This window comes from Kutzneria buriramensis, from assembly GCF_003387475.1.
GTDB lineage: Bacteria > Actinomycetota > Actinomycetes > Mycobacteriales > Pseudonocardiaceae > Kutzneria > Kutzneria buriramensis.
On sequence record NZ_QUNO01000027.1, the window covers coordinates 27,968 to 44,221 of the forward strand.

Genomic DNA, 16,254 nt, shown 5'->3' on the forward strand with positions numbered 1-16,254 from the left:
GGTACCCCAGCCTCCTGCCCTGATCGAACCCAAACTTAGGCGACCCTAACAAAGGATAGGCTCAGGTACCATCGGTTAGCCTTACCTAAATCGACGAGCACCCGGAGGGCGCATGGGACCCGAGCGACGTCCGCCACACCAGGTGGCCCGGGCGCTCGGTCTGCTGGCCGCCGTTGCCGCGCTGGGCCTGCTCTGCCTGCTGAGCGTGTGGCTCGGCTCCAAGGAGATCGCCTTCGACGACGTCTGGCATGTGCTGCTGCACAACGACGGCTCGGCCGACGCCGTGATCATCCACAGTGTCCGGCTGCCCCGCACCGCGCTCGCGGTGCTCGTCGGCGCCGCGCTGGGCCTGGCCGGCACCGTCATGCAGGCACTCACCCGCAACCCGCTGGCCGACCCGGGGCTGTTCGGCGTGAGCGCCGGCGCGGCGTTCGCGATCGTCTTCTCGATCGCGGTGTTGGGCGTCAGTTCGCTCTACGGCTACATCTGGTTCGCCTTCGCCGGCGCGCTGGCCGCCACCGCCGTCGTCTACTTCCTGGGCACGCGCGGCAATGCCGGGTCGAGCCCGGTCAAACTCACCCTCGCCGGCGCGGCGGTCACTGCGCTGCTCGGCTCGTTCACCAGCGCGATGGTCCTGACGGATCCGGTGGCGCTCAACCGCTTCCGGTTCTGGTCGGCCGGCTCGCTGTCGAGCGTGGACGGCGGCTCCCTGGCGCGCGTGCTGCCGTTCATGCTGGTCGGCATGGTGCTGGCGATCGCCAGCGGGCCGGCGCTGAACAGCCTCGCCCTCGGCGACGACGTCGCGATCTCGCTGGGCCGCCGGCTGGGTCCGCTGCGGCTGCGCGGCGCCCTGGCGATCACGCTGCTCACCGGCGCGGCCGTGGCCGTCGCCGGGCCGATCGTGTTCCTCGGGCTGATCGTCCCGCACGCGGTGCGGTTCGTGCTCGGGACGGATCATCGCTGGCTGCTGCCGTATTCCGCCGTGCTGGCGCCGTGTCTGCTGCTGGCGGCGGACATCCTCGGCCGGATCATGGCACGGCCCATGGAGATCCGGGCCGGCGTGATCGTCGCGTTCCTCGGCGCGCCGTTCTTCATCTACCTGGTCCGCCGGCGCAAGCAGCTGGAGTCGTGATGCTGACGGTCCGTCTCGCCACTCCACCCGTGTCCTGGCGGCTGCGGCCGCGGCTGGTGGCCGTCGGCCTGACGCTGTTCGTGCTGGTGTTCCTGCTGTTCTGCCTGGGCATGACCATCGGGGACGTCCCCCTCGGCCTTTCGGACGTGTTGTCGGGTCTGGCCGGTGTCGGGGACGCCGGAGCCGCGTACATCGTGCAGGATCTGCGGATGCCCCGGGCGCTGACCGGGCTGCTGGCCGGGCTCGCGTTCGGCGCGTCCGGCGCGGTGTTCCAGACCATCACCCGCAACCCGCTGGCCAGCCCGGACATGATCGGCATCAACGCCGGCGCGGCGACCGCGGTGGTCGCCGGCATCGGGGTCGGCTTCGGCGGCGGGCTCGGCACCACGACCCTCGGCCTGTTCGGCGGCCTGGCAACCGGGCTGCTGGTGTATGCGCTGGCATGGCGGCGCGGCACGACCGGGTACCGGATTCTGTTGGTGGGTATCGGCATCTACGCGATGTGCACCAGCCTGACCGACTACCTGCTCAGCCGGGCCCAGATCACCGACGCGCAGGCGTCGATCGGTTGGCTGGTCGGCAACCTCGCCAATCGTGGCTGGGAAAACGTTGTGCCGTTGGCGCTTTCGCTGGCCGTGCTGTTCCCGGTCGTGCTGGGGCTGGCGCGATGGATGGGCACGCTCCAGCTCGGCGACGAGGTCGCCGCCGGGCTCGGCACGCCGGTGCAGCCGGTGCGTCTGGGCCTGCTGCTGGCTGGTGCCGGATTGGTCGCGTTCGCGACGGCCTCGGCTGGCCCGATCGCCTTCGTCGCATTGACCGCCCCGCAGATCGCGCAGCGCCTGGCCCGTTTGTCCGCGCCGCCGATCGTCACGTCCGCCCTGACCGGGGCGGTCATCGTGCTGGGCAGCGACATCCTGGCTCGTGTGGTCGTCGAGCTGCCGGTGGGCATCGTCACCGGCGCGCTCGGCGCCCCGATCCTGCTCTGGCTGCTGGCCAGGGCCAACCGTTCCGGAGGCTGACACACCATGACATCGGACGCGCCATCGCTGCGGGTGGAGCAGCTGCGGGTCGCCTACGACGACCGGGTTGTCATCGACGGGCTCGACCTCGACATCCCACCCGGGCGGATCACCGCGATCGTCGGCGCGAACGCCTGCGGCAAATCCACGCTGCTACGTACCCTCGCCCGTCTGATCACGCCGCGCGCCGGTACGGTTCACCTTGACGGACGGTCGATCCACGACCTTCCCACCCGTCAAGTGGCGCAGCGGCTGGGCATCCTGCCGCAGTCGCCGGTGACACCGGAGGGCATGACCGTCGCGGATCTGGTGAGCCGGGGCCGTGCCCCGCACCAGACCTGGTGGCGTCAGTGGTCCACTTCGGACGAAGAGGCCGTGCGAGATGCGTTGCTGGCGACCACGATGATTGACCTCGCCGAACGGCCCGTGGACCAACTCTCCGGCGGCCAGCGGCAGCGGGCCTGGATCGCCATGGCGGTCGCGCAGGGCACGCCGGTGCTGCTGCTGGACGAGCCGACGACCTACCTCGATCTGGCGCACCAGATCGACGTGCTGGACCTGGTCGTCGACCTGAACCGGCTGGAGGGGCGGACGGTGGTGATGGTGCTGCACGATCTGCCGCAGGCCTGCCGCTACGCCGACCACGTGATCGCGATGAAGGCCGGCAAGATCGTGGCTTCCGGGCGTCCTAGCGAGGTGATCACCGAGGAGCTGGTGGAGCTGGTGTTCGGCGTGCGGTGCCAGGTGGCGCCGGATCCCGTAAGCGGGACACCGATGGTGATCCCGATCGGGCGGCACCACCCGGGGCCGGCGTAGCTAGCGGGCGCTGACCGCGTATTCGACAGCCGGGTTCGGCACGGCGCGGCGGTCCACAATGGATCCCAGGATCTCGCCGACCCGTACGGCGGTGTTCGACAGCAGCGAGGACGTGATGCCGTGCGTGTGCTCGGTGCCGCCCTGAAGGTAGATTCCGCCGCGCACAACGGTGTCCGTGGTGATCCGGTAGTCGCGCTCCACCCGCAGCCGACCCTCCTCGTCGCGTGCACACCGCGGGCCGAGGTCGCCGAGCAGCGACGTCGGGTCGGCGGGACGGTAGCCGGTGGCGTAGACGACCGCGTCGGCGTCGAGGATCGTGCGCTCGCCGGTGGTGAGCGACTCGACGGCCGCCGTGACCGCGCTCCCGGTGTCCACCACCTCGACCGGGCGGGACACGTTGAACAGCCGAAGCCGTTGCACGCCAAGCACCTGCTCGCGATAGACGCGCCGGTACAGCTCGTCGATCAGGTCGACGTCGACGGCGGAGTAGTTGGTCGCGCCGTGGTAGCGCATCAGGCGGTCCTTGACCGGCTCGCCCGCCCGGTAGAACTGATCGACGGCGTCCGGGTCGAAGATCCGGTTCGCGAACGAGCTGTCGTCGGCCGGGCTGTAGCCGTAGCGGGCGAACACCGCGCAGACCTCCGCGCGCGGGAACTCGTCGTGCAGCAGCGCCGCGACCTCCGCCGCGCTCTGCCCCGCGCCGACCACCACGAACCGGCGCGGATCGGCGGTGCGCAGGCGTTCCATGCGGAAGAGCAGCTCGCTGTTGTGCCAGATACGGGAGCCGGCGGTGACGCCGTCGGGCAGCTGCGGGCGCAGACCCGTGCCCATCACCAGGTTCCGGGCGCGCAGGGTGGTGCCGTCCGAGGCCTCGACGTCGAAGAACGCGATCTCGTCGCCGTCGTGGACCGGCCGCACCGAGACGACCTCGACGCCGTAGGAGACGACGTCGTCGACCTTGGCCGCTGCCCACTCGAAGTAGTCGTGGAACTCGACCCGCAGCGGGAACAGGTTCTTGTGGTTGATGAAGTCGACCAGGCGGCCGGCGCCGTGCAGGTAGTTCACGAAGCTGAACTCGCTGGTCGGGTTGCGCATGGTGACCAGGTCCTTGAGGAAGGACACCTGCATGGTGGCGGTGTCGATCAGCATGCCCCGGTGCCAGCCGAAACGTGGCTGCCGCTCCAGGAAGTGCGCCGTCACCGGCTCCCCCGCACCCGCGTTGTGTTCGGCGAACGCGATCGCCAGGGCCAGGTTCGACGGCCCGAACCCGACCCCGACGACGTCGTAGATCGGGACCTGTTCGCCGGCCACAGCACTCATGTCGCTCCCCTGGACGGTCCTGCGTTATTGAGGGCACCCTAACCTAACTTAGGCTAGCCTACCCTAGTACGTTCGCGGTGATGTTCGTCCCGCGATCACCCGGGGGAGCGCTTTCCCGGACGCGGCTCGTCAAGAGTTAAGACGGCGCGGCGCGCGTCCGGCAGCGCAGAATCGGAAGCGGACGACAGCCGCCAATGGGAGTACCGTGCCGACGATTCCCGCCCCGAGAACCACCTGCGACCCGCTCGACGCCGCCGACGCCTTCATCGTCTCGCTGCACACCGTCGTCCACGCGCCCCGGCAGACCGCGCGCACCCGCGTGGTGCTGCGGGCCCGCCGCGACGGCGTGGACCGGTACGCGCCGGGCCTCGAACTGGGATCACGGGTGATCGACACCCGGAACTGCCGGGCCGTCAACGGGATTCTCCTGTTCGACAACGCCCTGCTGGCCGGCGAGACGTGCATTGTGGAGTACGAGGTGTGCCGGGCCCCGTCGGACCACTGGGAGCACGTGCTGGCCACGTCCGCCTGGGACCTGGTGATCCAGGTCCGGTTCCACCCGGCCGCGCCGCCGGCACGATGCCTGGGGTATCAGGGAAACGACGGCCGGCTGGTGGAGTCGCCGGTGACGTTGACCGGCGGCATGTCGGCGCACACCGTCACGCTGGACGCCCGCCCCGGGGTGCACGGGATCCGGTGGGAGTGGACGTGAATCCCGTTCGTACATTCGGGGTGTCTGACGGTGTTTCATTTGTGGGCGAACTCGCCGGGGTGCAGGGCGGCGGCGAGGGTGGCGAGGTGGGCGGCTATCCAGGGGAGGGATTCGGGGGTGTCGCTGGTGAGGGCCGCTAGCTTCTGGGCGTCGGTGTCGCCGTAGAGGAGGCTGGTGGCGACGCGGATCCGGCAGGCGGCGGGGTCGTCGCCGAACTCGGAGCCGGGGAGCACGACAACTCCGTTGCTGGCCAACAGGTGTTCGGCGACCTGCCGGTCGGTGTCGAAGCCGGGCACGTGCGGGTACAGGTAGAACGCGCCGTCGGGCGGCGGGGTGTCGAAGAGGGCTGCGACGGCGGCCCCGACCCGCAGGTGCAGGTTTCGGCTCTGCGCAACGCGTTCCACCAGGGCCGGCGGCTCGGAGAATGCCAAGGCGGCAGCGTGCTGCACGGGCTGGGCGGGCGCCGACCAGACCTCGCTGGCCATGTCGATCACGGCGTCGCGCAGGGCGTCATCGCCGAACCGGGCGACTCCCAGCCGCCAGCCGCCGAGGGCGAGGCTCTTGCTCAGCCCGGACGTGACCACGACCCGGTGCGGCACAACGGAGGCCGGGCTCAGCAACTCCATTTCGGTCAGGTCGCGGTAGATCTCGTCGGAGACGATCAGCAGGTCGTGCCGCTCGGCGACCTCGCACAGCTCGCGGATCACCGGCGGCGGCGCCAACCGACCGGTCGGGTTGTCGGGCAGCGTCACGACCACCGTGGACAGCCGACCTTCCCGTGCCACGGCGTCGAGTTCGACGGGATCGGGCACGCCGCCGACGCTACGAACCCGCACCACGGGAAGCCCGTGCATGGCGGACTGGGCGGCGTAGCTCACCCAGCTCGGACGAGGCAGCGCGACGCCACCGCCCCGCGCGCCGAGGATCGCCCACAGCAGCGGCTTGCTGCCCGGTGCGGCGACCACCTGCGATGCCTCGGTCGGCAGTCCGCGCCGCGACCAGTACCCGGCGGCCGCGTCCCGTAAGGCGGGAATCCCGGCGACCGGACCGTAGCCGGCGAACCCGGCCGCGTCGGAGAGCGCTTTCGCGAGCAGGGGATGCACGGGCAGGCCGGCCTCGCCGAAGCCGAGCGGCACCACCGGCAAGCCCTGGGCCCTGCGGCGGGCGATCGCGTCATTGGCGGCGAGCGTTGCGGAGACTGGCATGCCACCACCGTGCCCGCCGTCGAGCAACACGTAAAGCGCGAATCTTCGACGGCGAGCATAAGCTAACCCGATGCTCGAACTCCGCCGCCTGGCCCTGCTGCATCAGTTCGCCGCCCTCGGCAGCATCGCCGCGGTCGCCGCCGCCACCGGCTACTCCGCCTCGGCCGTGTCCCAGCAGCTCGCGGTCCTCGAACGGGAGGCCGGCGTCGCCCTGCTCGAACGCTCCGCCCGCAGCGCCGCCCTCACCGAAGCGGGCCACCGCCTGGCCAAACACGCCGCCACGGTCCTGGACGCCGTCGAGGCGGCGGAGTCCGACCTCGCCGACGCCGCCGGCGACACCACCGGCCGCGTCGTCGTCAGCACCATCCCGACCGTCGCGGTCGCCGTCGCTCCCCACCTGGTCCTCATCGACGGCCCGCAGGTGGTGCTCCGCCAGTACGTGGACGACGAGGCCCTGGAGCGGCTGCGCACCCGCGAGGTCGACATCGCCATCGTGGACGTGTGGGACGACGCCCCACCGGAACCCGGCCTGGTCCGCACCACGCTGATGAACGATCCGCTGGTCATCGCCGGCCTCCTCGACCACCCGACCTGGCTCGTCGCGCCAGCCGACCAGCCGTCACGGCGCGTCGCCGAGGAGGTGATGACCGAGCTGGGCGTGCAACCCGACTCCCGCTGGGAGTTCATGGGCCTGGCCACCATCGCCAGCCTGGTCGCCGCCGGCGTCGGCGCCGCTGTCCTCCCCCAGCTGGCGCTGCTGCACGTCGACGTGCCCACCACGCCCACTGGCCGGTCCCGGCGGATCGACGCCGTCATCCGCGCCGGATCCCAGGTCCGCCCGGCCGTCCGAGCCGTCATCGGCGCGCTTCAGGAGCTGGCGTGACTACCGCACCGCGCTTCGCCCACGTCGCCATCGGCGTGATCACCGGCGGCCGCCGGCCGGGCCGCCCGTCAGGATCGTGACCACGATCATCGACAGCGCCGCACCGACCCTGGCGAGCCGAACTCTCATCGCTGGTGCTCCCTTGATGTTCGCGAATACGTGCGACGGCATCGTGGTCGGCGGCCGCGCCCGGCGGCGCCGATCCCGAACATCGGCGAACAAGGCCGAACAGACCTGTCGACGGCCGGTTCGACGGCGATAGCCTTCGGCGACACCGAGACTGGGGCGGGCACAGGTGACCGAGCTGGACACCGCCGGCGCGGACACGCTGGCAGACCTGGCGGAACTGCTGCGCACGCTGCGTCGGCGACACGCCCGCACCAGCCGGGACAGCGAGTTGACGTATCGCGAGCTCGCGGCGAAGACCGGCTGGTCGCTGACGGCGGTGGCGGAGTACTTCACGGGAAAGACCCTGCCGCCGACCGATCGGTTCGACGCGCTGGTGGTTCTGCTCGGCGCCACGCCGGCCGAGCTGGGCGCGCTGGCGACGGCGCGGGACCGGGTGGCCGAGCTGCGCAGGACCGATCGCGCGCCGGCGCCGAACTCCGTGCCACGACAACTACCCGCCTCGGTGCGGCGATTCACCGGCCGTGCCACCGAGTTGGCGGCGTTGGCCGAGCTCCTGGACGAGCCGGTCACGCCCGGCGCGGTCCGCGTCGCGGCGATCAGCGGCGCGGCGGGCATCGGCAAGACGACTCTGGCCGTGCAGTGGGCGCACCAGATGGCACACCGCTTCCCGGACGGCCAGCTGTATGTGAACCTGCGCGGATTCGACGCCGGCGCGACGGTCAGCCCGCCCGCGGCGATCAGGAGTTTTCTCGATGCCCTGCACGTGAATCAGGCGCCAGAAAGCCCGGACGCACAGGCCGCCCTGTACCGCAGCCTGTTGGCCGATCGGCGGATGCTGATCCTGCTGGACAACGCCCGCGACACCGCGCAGGTGCGGCCGTTGTTGCCGGGCGCGCCCGGCTGTCTGGTGCTGGTCACGAGTCGCAATCAGCTCAAGGGTTTGGTCGCGACGGACGGCGCGGAGCCGATCACGCTGGACGTGCTCAGCGCCGACGAGGCCCGCGAACTGCTGGCCCGTGCCGTCGGCGCCGAGCGGGCGGCGGCGGCTCCCGGTGCGGTGGACGAACTCGTCGCGCACTGCGCGCGGTTGCCGCTGGCGCTGGCGATCGTGGCCGCGCGGGCGGCGGTCAACCCGCGGGTTCCGCTGCCGGACCTCGTACGCGAGCTGGACGAGAGCCGGCTGAGCGCCTTCGCCGGCGACGATCCGGCGACCGACCTGCGGGCGGTGTTCTCCTGGTCGTACCACGCGTTGGAGGCCGAGGCCGCGAGGGCGTTCGGACTGCTGGGGCTGGCGCCGGGCCCGGACATCGACCTGTCGGCCGCCGCGAGCCTCGTCGGACGTCCACTCCAACAGACCCGAGTCCTGTTGCACGGCCTGGAATCCGCGTCGCTGATCCAGCAGTGGGCACCCGGCCGCTATCGGATGCACGACCTGATCCGCTTGTACGCCAAGGATCAGGCCGCGGACCCGGCAGCGCTCCAGCGGCTGACGGACTTCTATGTGCACACGGCCTTCGGCGCCGAGCGTCTGCTCCAGCCCTTGCTGCCGCCGATCCCGCTCGACCCGCCGGCCGACGGCTGCACCCCCAAAGTGATCACCGACCAGGCGGGCGCGCTGGCGTGGTTCGCCGCCGAGCACCGGAATCTCCAAGCGGCGCAATGCCTTGCCGCCGATCGTGACGTCTGGCGGCTGGCCTGGACGCTGACCACGTTCCTGTACCGGCAGGGTCGGTTCCACGACGCGCTCGCGGTCTGGCGGGCCGGCGAGGCGGCGGCCGCCAAGCTCGACGATCCGATGATCCGCACCGGCACGCACCAGCTGCTGGGCGCAATCTACGGCGAGCTCGGCCGACACGAGGAAGCTTTGCGGCACTTGAACATCGCCGCCGGGGCCGGCGACACGCCCGGCCAGGCGTACACCCATCACGCCCTCGGCTGGCTCTGGTCGCTCCGCGGCGATCACCAACGGGCCCTGCGGCACGCCGCCGAGTCGCTGCGGCGGTACCGCGCGCTGGGCATGCCGGCAGGCGAGGCACGTGAGCTGACAGTGATGGGCTGGTACCGCGCGCTGTCGGGAGACTTCGAACGCGCCCGCTGCGACGGCGAGGCCGCCCTGGCCACGGCGCGTCGGCACGCGCTCGCCGAGGACGAGGCGCTCAGCACCAGCGTGCTCGGCTTCATCGCCTTCAACACCGGCTTCCACGTCGCCGCGCGCAGCCACCTGGAGCGGGCGGACACGTTGCTGTACAACGTCGGCAACCTCTACTACCAGGCGACGGTGCTCGACTACCTGGGGCGTACGCACGAGGCCCTGGACGACCCCGCCGAGGCCTCCTGCTGTTGGCGCAAGGCCCTTGCGCTGTACCGGGAACAGCACCGCGCCGCCGAGGCCGATGACCTCGAACGACGCATGGCGGACACTCGCGTCACCGCGCCGAGAGGGTGACGCTTTCCCGGCCTGGCCGGGAAAAGTGCCCGCATGAGCATGAATGCATTCCCTGCCGGCTGGGGGCGGCCGGGCGCGAACCTGACCACCATGACGGACACCCATGACGTGACCGGTCGCCGGGCTTTCCTCAGCACGGCGGTCAAAATCGCCACCGGCGTGGCCGCGGCCGCCGCGCTGCCCACCCTGCTCTCCGGCGCCGCGTCCGCGGCCCCGCTGAGCACGCAGAACCAGTGGCGGTTCTGCCAGAAGTGCTACGGCCTGTTCTTCTGGGGCTATCCGACCAACGGCGTCTGTCCGGCGGGCGCGGACCACAGCGCCCAGGGCTTCAACTTCACGCTGTCCTACGACGTCGCGCCGAACGCCAACGCGCAGGACAACTGGCACTTCTGCCAGAAGTGCTTCGGCATGTTCTTCCGCGGCTACCCCACGGACGGGGTCTGCCCGGCCGGCGGCGGACACGACGCCCAGGGCTTCAACTTCGTGCTCACCCATGACGTCGCGCCGACCGGCACCGCCCAGAACCAGTGGCGGTTCTGCCAGAAGTGCTTCGGGCAGTTCTACTGGGGCTACCCCGGCAACGGTGTCTGCCCCGCCGGCGCCGACCACAGCGCCCAGGGCTACAACTTCGTCCTCTCCCACTTCAGCTGAGTCCCAACCCCCGCGAGTCGCGCTCACAGACACACCGAATGTAGGTTTCAGGCAGAAACGAGCCTCGGTCTCGGATCTGCCCGACACCGCATTTCGGTGTGACGCTGGGCGGGACTCGCCGGGTCTGCCTGAGACCTACATTCGCTCTGTCCCAGAGCGCGACTCGCGGGGGTCAGTGGAGGCGGGAGCCCATTTTGGAGAGGTAGGCCAGGGCGGTGGGCTCGTCGCCGTCGGGGACGCCGATGACGATCTCGTCCACGCCGAGACCCGCCAGGTGCTCGATGCGCTCGGGGGTCGCCCGGTCCAGCGCCACGATGTACGGCTTGCCGGCGCGACCGGCTTTCGCCCAACGCTCCAGCAGCAGCCGGACGCTGCCGTCGACGTCGCCCTCCCCCGGCGTGGTGATCCACCCGTCGGCATGCGCGGCGATCCAGTCGAAGGTCCGCTCCGTGCCGCCCGCGCCCACGAGCACCGGCAGCGACGCCTGCACCGGCTTGGGGTACGCCCAGCTGTCCCCGAACGACACGAACTTCCCCTGGTACGACGCCACATCGCAGGTCCACAGGGCCCGCATCGCCTCCAGGTACTCCCGCAGCGCGGTGTACCGGTACCGGCCGGGGATGCCGTGATCGGCGAGTTCGTCGGTGTTCCACCCGAAGCCGGCCCCCAGCGTGACCCGCCCGCCGGACAGGAAGTCCAGGGTGGCGATGGTCTTGGCCAGGGTGATCGGGTCGGACTCCACGGGCAGCGCGACCGCCGTGGCCAGCCGGATCGTCGACGTCACGGCGGCCGCCGCGCCGAGGCACACCCACGGGTCCAGCGTCCGCAGGTACCGGTCGTCGGGCAGCTCCGCGCCGCCAGTGCGCGGGTGCGCCGCGTCCCGCCGCACGGGGATGTGCGTGTGCTCGGGGACGTAGAACGAGTGGAAGCCGGCGTCCTCGGCCGCCTTCGCGCACACCGCGGGCCGGATGCCCCGGTCGCTGCTGAACAGCACCACCCCGAACCTCATGACACCTCGCAAACTAGAACGTGTTCTAGTTGCAAGATAGCAGCCGCCGGTCGGCGGTGTCTCCTGCACGGATGCCACCGCTAGGTTGCACCGCATGCTCACCGCGCTGTCCGTTGCCGTGCTCGCGCTGGCCACCGTCACGCCGCCGGGCCCGGTCACCATCGACCTGGTCTCGGCCACCGGCACCGGCTGCCAGTCGGGCACCACGGCGGTCTCGATCTCCCCCGACAAGCAGGCGTTCACGGTGACCTACAGCGATTTCACCGTGCAGGGCCACGGCCAGACGGCACACAAGGACTGCACCCTCACGGTCCAGGTGAACCCGCCAGCCGGCTTCACCTACGGCATCGACGAGACGGACTTCCGCGGCTTCGCGCACCTTGACGCCGGCGCCCGCGGCGTCGTCACGTCCACGTACCACTTCACCGGCCTGCCGACCAGGCACGCCACGCAGACCTTCGCCGGTCCCGTGGACGACGACTGGCAGTTCACCGACATGCCCGACGCCGGGTCGGTGGTGCACGGGCCGTGCAAGGAACACAAGCCGCTCACCATCACCGCCGACCTGAAGCTGGACGGACAGTCCGCGGCCAGCTTCATGACCATGGACTCGACCGACGGCGAGGTCAGCCTGCGGTACCACCTGTCCTGGTTGCAGTGCTGACGGCGATCGCCGTCAGAACGAAGCCGTCGCGGACCAGGAACCGGCCCTCGAAACCCGGCACCGGCAGGTCGTCGACCAGCAGCTCCACCGAGAACGTGTTCTCGCCGGGGTGGAAGGTCAGCCGGGCGTCGCCGAAACCGAGCCACCGCTGGGTCAGCGGGAACCACGCCTTGTAGACGCTTTCCTTTGCGCTGAACAGGATCCGGTCCCAGTGCAACCCCGCCGGCAGCCCGGCGAGCATCGCCCGCTCCTCGGGCAGGGTGACCACGTCGAGCACCCCGTTGGGCAGTTCCGCGTCCGTCTCCGCGTCGATGCCGACGGTCAGCACCTCGGCGGACCGCGCCACCGCCGCCGCGCAGTAGCCGCGGGTGTGGGTGATGCTGCCGACGATGCCGTCCGGCCACAGCGGCTGCCGCTTGGGTCCACGCAGGATCGGGACCTCGGGCACGCCGAGCTTGCCCAGCGCCCGGCGCGCACAGCTGCGGGCGATCGTGTACTCCCGCACCCGCTTCTCCACGGCGCGAGCGATCTCCGGCTCCTCCTCCGGCAGCAGCCGCGCGTCGGGGTCGTCCCCGACCACGTCGGCGGAGACCACCTCGGCGGGCAGCAGGTCCTCGATCACGGGGCCGACGTTACCGGTCGCGCCGGAAGATGAGGGCCAGCACACGCAGCACCAGCACGGCGCTGATGATCAGCAGGCTGTAGCCGCACAACTGGAGCAGGGTGATCTGCGGCGCGGCGCTGTCGGCTGCGAGCAGGATCACCGCCATCACGCCGGCGGTCGCGCCCAGCACGGTCAGCAGCACCTGGTGCAGCAGTTCCGTCACGTACTGGCGGTCGCGCCGGTCGGCCCACAGCCGGATGTTGAGCCCCAGTCGCCCGTTCTCCAGGGCGCCGGCGATCCGCTCGACCCGCCGCGGCAGCCGTCGCAGCATCGGCACGAGCGTCACCAACTCGTCCATCGCGGTTTGCCGCAACGCCTCCGGGTCCATGCCCTGCTGCACGTAGCCGGCGGCGACGCCGCGCGCCTCGGCGACCAGGTCGAAGCCAGGGGACAGCTGCGTGAGGCCGCCTTCCAACGTCGCGAGCGCCCGGAACACCGCCGCCACCTCGGGCGGCACCGACAGGCCGAAGTCGGCGACGATCTTGAACAGGTCGGCGAACATGCGCACCCCGGCGGGCGCGCCGGCACTCAGGTGCCGGGCCAGGAACTGGCCGATCGCCCGCTCCAGCTGCACCTGGTCGATCTCGTCCGGCCGCCGCACCACCTCCAGCAGCGCGTCGGCCATGCCGAGCACGTCCGCCTTGTCCATGGCCAGCAGCAGGCGTTGCAGGGCCTCGCGCAGCGCGCCGTCCAGCCGGCCGACCGAGCCGAAGTCGATCATGCCGAGGCCGCCGCCGGCGAGCAGCAACACGTTGCCGGGATGGGGATCGGCGTGGAAGACGCCGTCCAGCATCACCTGGCGCAGCATGGTGTCCAGCAGCGTGCGGGCCAGCCCCTCACGGTCCGGAGTCTCCGGCCCGGCCGCGCTCAGCGCCACGCCGTCCAGCCGCTCCATGACCAGCACCCGCTTGCCGGACAACGACTCGTACGGCTTGGGATAGTGCACGTCGGTGCGGCTGCCGGCCGCGACGGCCACCATGTTCGCCGTCTCGACGCGGAAGTCGAGCTCCTCCCGCATGGCGTCGGCGAAACCCGCGGCCAGATCGCGCACGCCGATCGTGCGGCCCCAGCGGGTCCGGGCATGCAGGGTGGCGGCCAGCCGCGCCACGATGTCCAGATCGCGCTCCACCACCGAGCCGATGCCGGGCCGCTGCACCTTCACCACCACCCGCTCCCCCGACTTCAGCGTCGCCGCGTGCACCTGCGCGACCGACGCCGCCGCCAGCGGCTGGGGCGAGAACTCCGCGAACACCTCGGTCACCGGCCCGCCGAGTTCCTGGGCCAGCACCCGCTCCACCTCGGGCCACGGCACCGGCGCGACCCGGTCCCGCAGCCGGCTCAGCTCGTCCACGAACTCGGGCGGCAGCAGGTCCCTGCGGGTGGACAGGATCTGCCCCAGCTTCACGAACGTCACGCCGGCCTCGTCCAGCGCGGTCGCAAGCGACGCCGCCAGCCGCGACCGGCCGTTGGGCAGCGTCAGGTCGGCCCGCCGCCGGCCGGTCAGGTACGGCCCGAGGCCGTGCCGGACGGCGATGCGGGTGATCCTCGAGTACCGCCGGGCCCGCGCCGCCTGGCCGCGCAGGCCGCGGACCAGGTCCACCGGGTGCGGCACCGAGCCGGTCGGCACCAGCACCTCGGCCAGCACCAGGCAGATCATCGCGCCGAGCACCGCCGCGGCCAGGCCCAGCACGGTGAGGAACAGCTGCGCGCCGCCGCCGGCGGCCAGGATCGTCGTGCGCATCCCGTTCAGGATCGGGTCGAACAGGGCGACCGCGATCAGGCCGGCGGCCAGCCGCCGCCACAGCCCGAAGTTCAGGCCCAGCAGCCGCGACATCATGCCCGCGAACAGCAGCCCGGTCACCACCGTGAACACCGCGAGCAGGACGAAGTTCGCCACGTTCCCCATGATCGTGCAGGCTACGGCGAACGGACCTAGCGCGAGGGACGAACGGTCCCGCACGATGTGCTCGGCTGCCACCATCCGACTGGAGCAGCCTCATGTTCAGACGCCTCACCCTGCCGGTGGCCGCCGCGCTGGCGCTCGCAGCCATCACCGCGGTTCCCGTCACCGCAGCCACGCCCGGCGCCGTCAGCGCCGACTTCGCCCAGACGTCGGTCTGGGGCGGCGGATACCAGGGCCAGTACACGATCGACAACCAGAGCAACCACGGCATCACCAGCTGGAAGGTCGAGTTCGACCTGCCCGCCGGGACCACCGTGTCGTCATCCTGGGACGCCACCGAGACGGTCAGCGGCAGCCACTACACGTTCACCAACAAGAGCTACAACGGCACCGTCGCCGCCGGGGCCACCGCGGCGTTCGGCTTCGTCGCCGCCGGCTCCGCCGCGCCGACGAACTGCCTGCTCAACGGGGCGACCTGCGCCGGCGTGGTGGACAAGACGCCGCCGTCCGCGCCGACCAACCTCAAGGCCGGCACGATCACCACCACCGGCGTCGCGCTGAGCTGGTCGGCGTCCACGGACAACATCGGCGTCACGGGCTACGACGTCTACAAGGGATCGACGAAGGCGTTGACCATCGCCGGCACCTCGGCGACCGTCACCGGCCTCGCGCCGTCCACGCAGTACACGTTCACGGTCAAGGCGCACGACCTGGCCGGCAACCAGTCGGCGGCGTCCAATGCCATCACGGTGACCACGCAGGCCGGCTCCGGCAGCGGCAGCACCTGGCCGCTGAAGGTGGCGCCGTACGTGGACATGGGCTCGTGGCCGACGCCGGTGCTGACCGACACGTCGAACGCCTCCGGGCTGCAGAACTTCACGCTGGCTTTCATCACCGGCAACGGCTGCAAGGCGACGTGGTTCAACGCGTACGACCCGACCACCGGGTGGGATCGGGACGACATCGACGCGCTGCGGGCCCAGGGCGGCGACGTGACGATCTCGTTCGGCGGCGAGGCCGGCACGGAGCTGGCCGGGTCGTGCACGGACCAGACCGCGATCCAGCAGCAGTACCAGGCCATTGTCACGGCGTATTCGGCGAGTCGGATCGATTTCGACATCGAGGGCGCGGCGGTCGTCGACCACACCGCGGTGGACCGGCGCAATGCGGTGCTGGCGAAGTTGCAGGCGGCGAATCCGGGCCTTCAGGTCTCGTACACGCTGCCGGTCATGCCGTACGGATTGACGTCCGACGGCACGTACATCGTGCAGTCGGCGGCGAATCACGGCGTCAACGTCAGCCTGGTGAATGTGATGGCGATGGATTACGGCCAGGGCGACGGCATCGACATGGGCCTGAAGGCGCAGCAGGCCGCGCAGGCGACGCACGACCAGTTGAAGACGATCTACCCGGCGAAGACGGACTCGCAGCTGTGGGGCATGATCGGCGTGACGCCGATGCTGGGCGTGAACGACGACGGCACCACGTTCTCGCTGGCCGACGCGTCGGCGCTGGTCAGCTACGCCAACGGCAAGCACCTGGGCGAGCTGGCGTTCTGGGAGGTCACCCGCGACCGGAACGCGTGCAACGGCAGCCTGACCAACTGCACGAACGTCGCGCAGCAGCCGTACGACTTCAGCAAGCGATTCGAGGGATTCATGGGCTGAGGTGATTCGGGTCGGGGTCTTTTGAGGCCCCGAC

General features: G+C 71.0%; 14 protein-coding genes. 9 read left to right on the forward strand and 5 right to left on the reverse strand.

Annotated features, from left to right (window positions below):
- Positions 1–112 precede the first annotated feature (112 nt).
- Genes BCF44_RS49020 through BCF44_RS49030 form a run of 3 tightly spaced genes read left to right on the forward strand, consistent with a single transcriptional unit; the run spans position 113 to position 2,967 of the window.
- A complete protein-coding gene (locus BCF44_RS49020) occupies positions 113–1,132 on the forward strand; it encodes a FecCD family ABC transporter permease (RefSeq protein ID WP_116181463.1) in 1,020 nt (339 codons plus the stop codon).
- Positions 1,132–2,151: a FecCD family ABC transporter permease gene (locus BCF44_RS49025; RefSeq protein ID WP_116181464.1), complete on the forward strand. Its 1,020-nt coding sequence runs from the start codon at positions 1,132–1,134 to the stop codon at positions 2,149–2,151. Before BCF44_RS49020 ends, BCF44_RS49025 begins: the two co-directional genes overlap by 1 nt.
- 6 nt (positions 2,152–2,157) lie before the next feature.
- Entirely contained in the window at positions 2,158–2,967 is an 810-nt protein-coding gene (locus BCF44_RS49030) for an ABC transporter ATP-binding protein (protein WP_116181465.1), read from the forward strand.
- On the opposite strand, the gene BCF44_RS49035 is transcribed toward BCF44_RS49030, so the two are convergent.
- Positions 2,968–4,287, reverse strand: a complete 1,320-nt coding sequence (locus BCF44_RS49035; RefSeq protein WP_116181466.1) for a lysine N(6)-hydroxylase/L-ornithine N(5)-oxygenase family protein — start codon at positions 4,285–4,287, stop codon at positions 2,968–2,970.
- Between the two features lie 205 nt (positions 4,288–4,492).
- On the opposite strand from BCF44_RS49035, the gene BCF44_RS49040 reads away from it, so the two are divergent.
- Positions 4,493–4,999 carry a hypothetical protein gene (locus BCF44_RS49040; protein WP_116181467.1) on the forward strand — a complete coding sequence of 169 codons (507 nt, stop codon included), beginning with the start codon at positions 4,493–4,495 and terminating at the stop codon, positions 4,997–4,999.
- Between the two features lie 35 nt (positions 5,000–5,034).
- Here the strand turns inward: BCF44_RS49040 and BCF44_RS49045 are convergent, their stop codons facing one another.
- A complete protein-coding gene (locus BCF44_RS49045) occupies positions 5,035–6,204 on the reverse strand; it encodes a pyridoxal phosphate-dependent aminotransferase (protein ID WP_170218170.1) in 1,170 nt (389 codons plus the stop codon).
- A 70-nt stretch (positions 6,205–6,274) separates the two neighbouring features.
- Between BCF44_RS49045 and BCF44_RS49050 the strand changes: the two genes are divergently transcribed.
- The 3 genes from BCF44_RS49050 to BCF44_RS49065 all read left to right on the forward strand — a co-directional run bounded on the left by BCF44_RS49050 (position 6,275) and on the right by BCF44_RS49065 (position 10,313).
- Positions 6,275–7,087: a LysR family transcriptional regulator gene (locus BCF44_RS49050; protein WP_116181468.1), complete on the forward strand. Its 813-nt coding sequence runs from the start codon at positions 6,275–6,277 to the stop codon at positions 7,085–7,087.
- A gap of 295 nt (positions 7,088–7,382) precedes the next feature.
- Entirely contained in the window at positions 7,383–9,662 is a 2,280-nt protein-coding gene (locus BCF44_RS49060; RefSeq protein ID WP_116181470.1) for an ATP-binding protein, read from the forward strand.
- 33 nt (positions 9,663–9,695) lie between these two features.
- Positions 9,696–10,313: a hypothetical protein gene (locus BCF44_RS49065; protein ID WP_147328976.1), complete on the forward strand. Its 618-nt coding sequence runs from the start codon at positions 9,696–9,698 to the stop codon at positions 10,311–10,313.
- A gap of 172 nt (positions 10,314–10,485) precedes the next feature.
- On the opposite strand, the gene BCF44_RS49070 is transcribed toward BCF44_RS49065, so the two are convergent.
- Positions 10,486–11,322 carry an LLM class F420-dependent oxidoreductase gene (locus BCF44_RS49070; protein ID WP_116181472.1) on the reverse strand — a complete coding sequence of 279 codons (837 nt, stop codon included), beginning with the start codon at positions 11,320–11,322 and terminating at the stop codon, positions 10,486–10,488.
- A 94-nt stretch (positions 11,323–11,416) separates the two neighbouring features.
- Between BCF44_RS49070 and BCF44_RS49075 the strand changes: the two genes are divergently transcribed.
- Positions 11,417–11,986 (forward strand): DUF4360 domain-containing protein, encoded by a 570-nt coding sequence (locus BCF44_RS49075; protein WP_116181473.1) that lies wholly within the window; start codon positions 11,417–11,419, stop codon positions 11,984–11,986.
- On the opposite strand, the gene BCF44_RS49080 is transcribed toward BCF44_RS49075, so the two are convergent.
- The gene (locus BCF44_RS49080) at positions 11,949–12,608 is read right to left on the reverse strand and encodes a 4'-phosphopantetheinyl transferase family protein (RefSeq protein WP_116181474.1); all 660 of its coding nucleotides are present in this window, start codon (positions 12,606–12,608) and stop codon (positions 11,949–11,951) included. The two genes, BCF44_RS49075 and BCF44_RS49080, sit on opposite strands and share 38 nt — an antisense overlap.
- Positions 12,609–12,618: 10 nt before the next feature.
- Entirely contained in the window at positions 12,619–14,556 is a 1,938-nt protein-coding gene (locus BCF44_RS49085; protein ID WP_116181542.1) for an ABC1 kinase family protein, read from the reverse strand.
- 92 nt (positions 14,557–14,648) lie between these two features.
- On the opposite strand from BCF44_RS49085, the gene BCF44_RS49090 reads away from it, so the two are divergent.
- Positions 14,649–16,220 (forward strand): cellulose binding domain-containing protein, encoded by a 1,572-nt coding sequence (locus BCF44_RS49090; protein WP_116181475.1) that lies wholly within the window; start codon positions 14,649–14,651, stop codon positions 16,218–16,220.
- Positions 16,221–16,254: the final 34 nt, after the last annotated feature.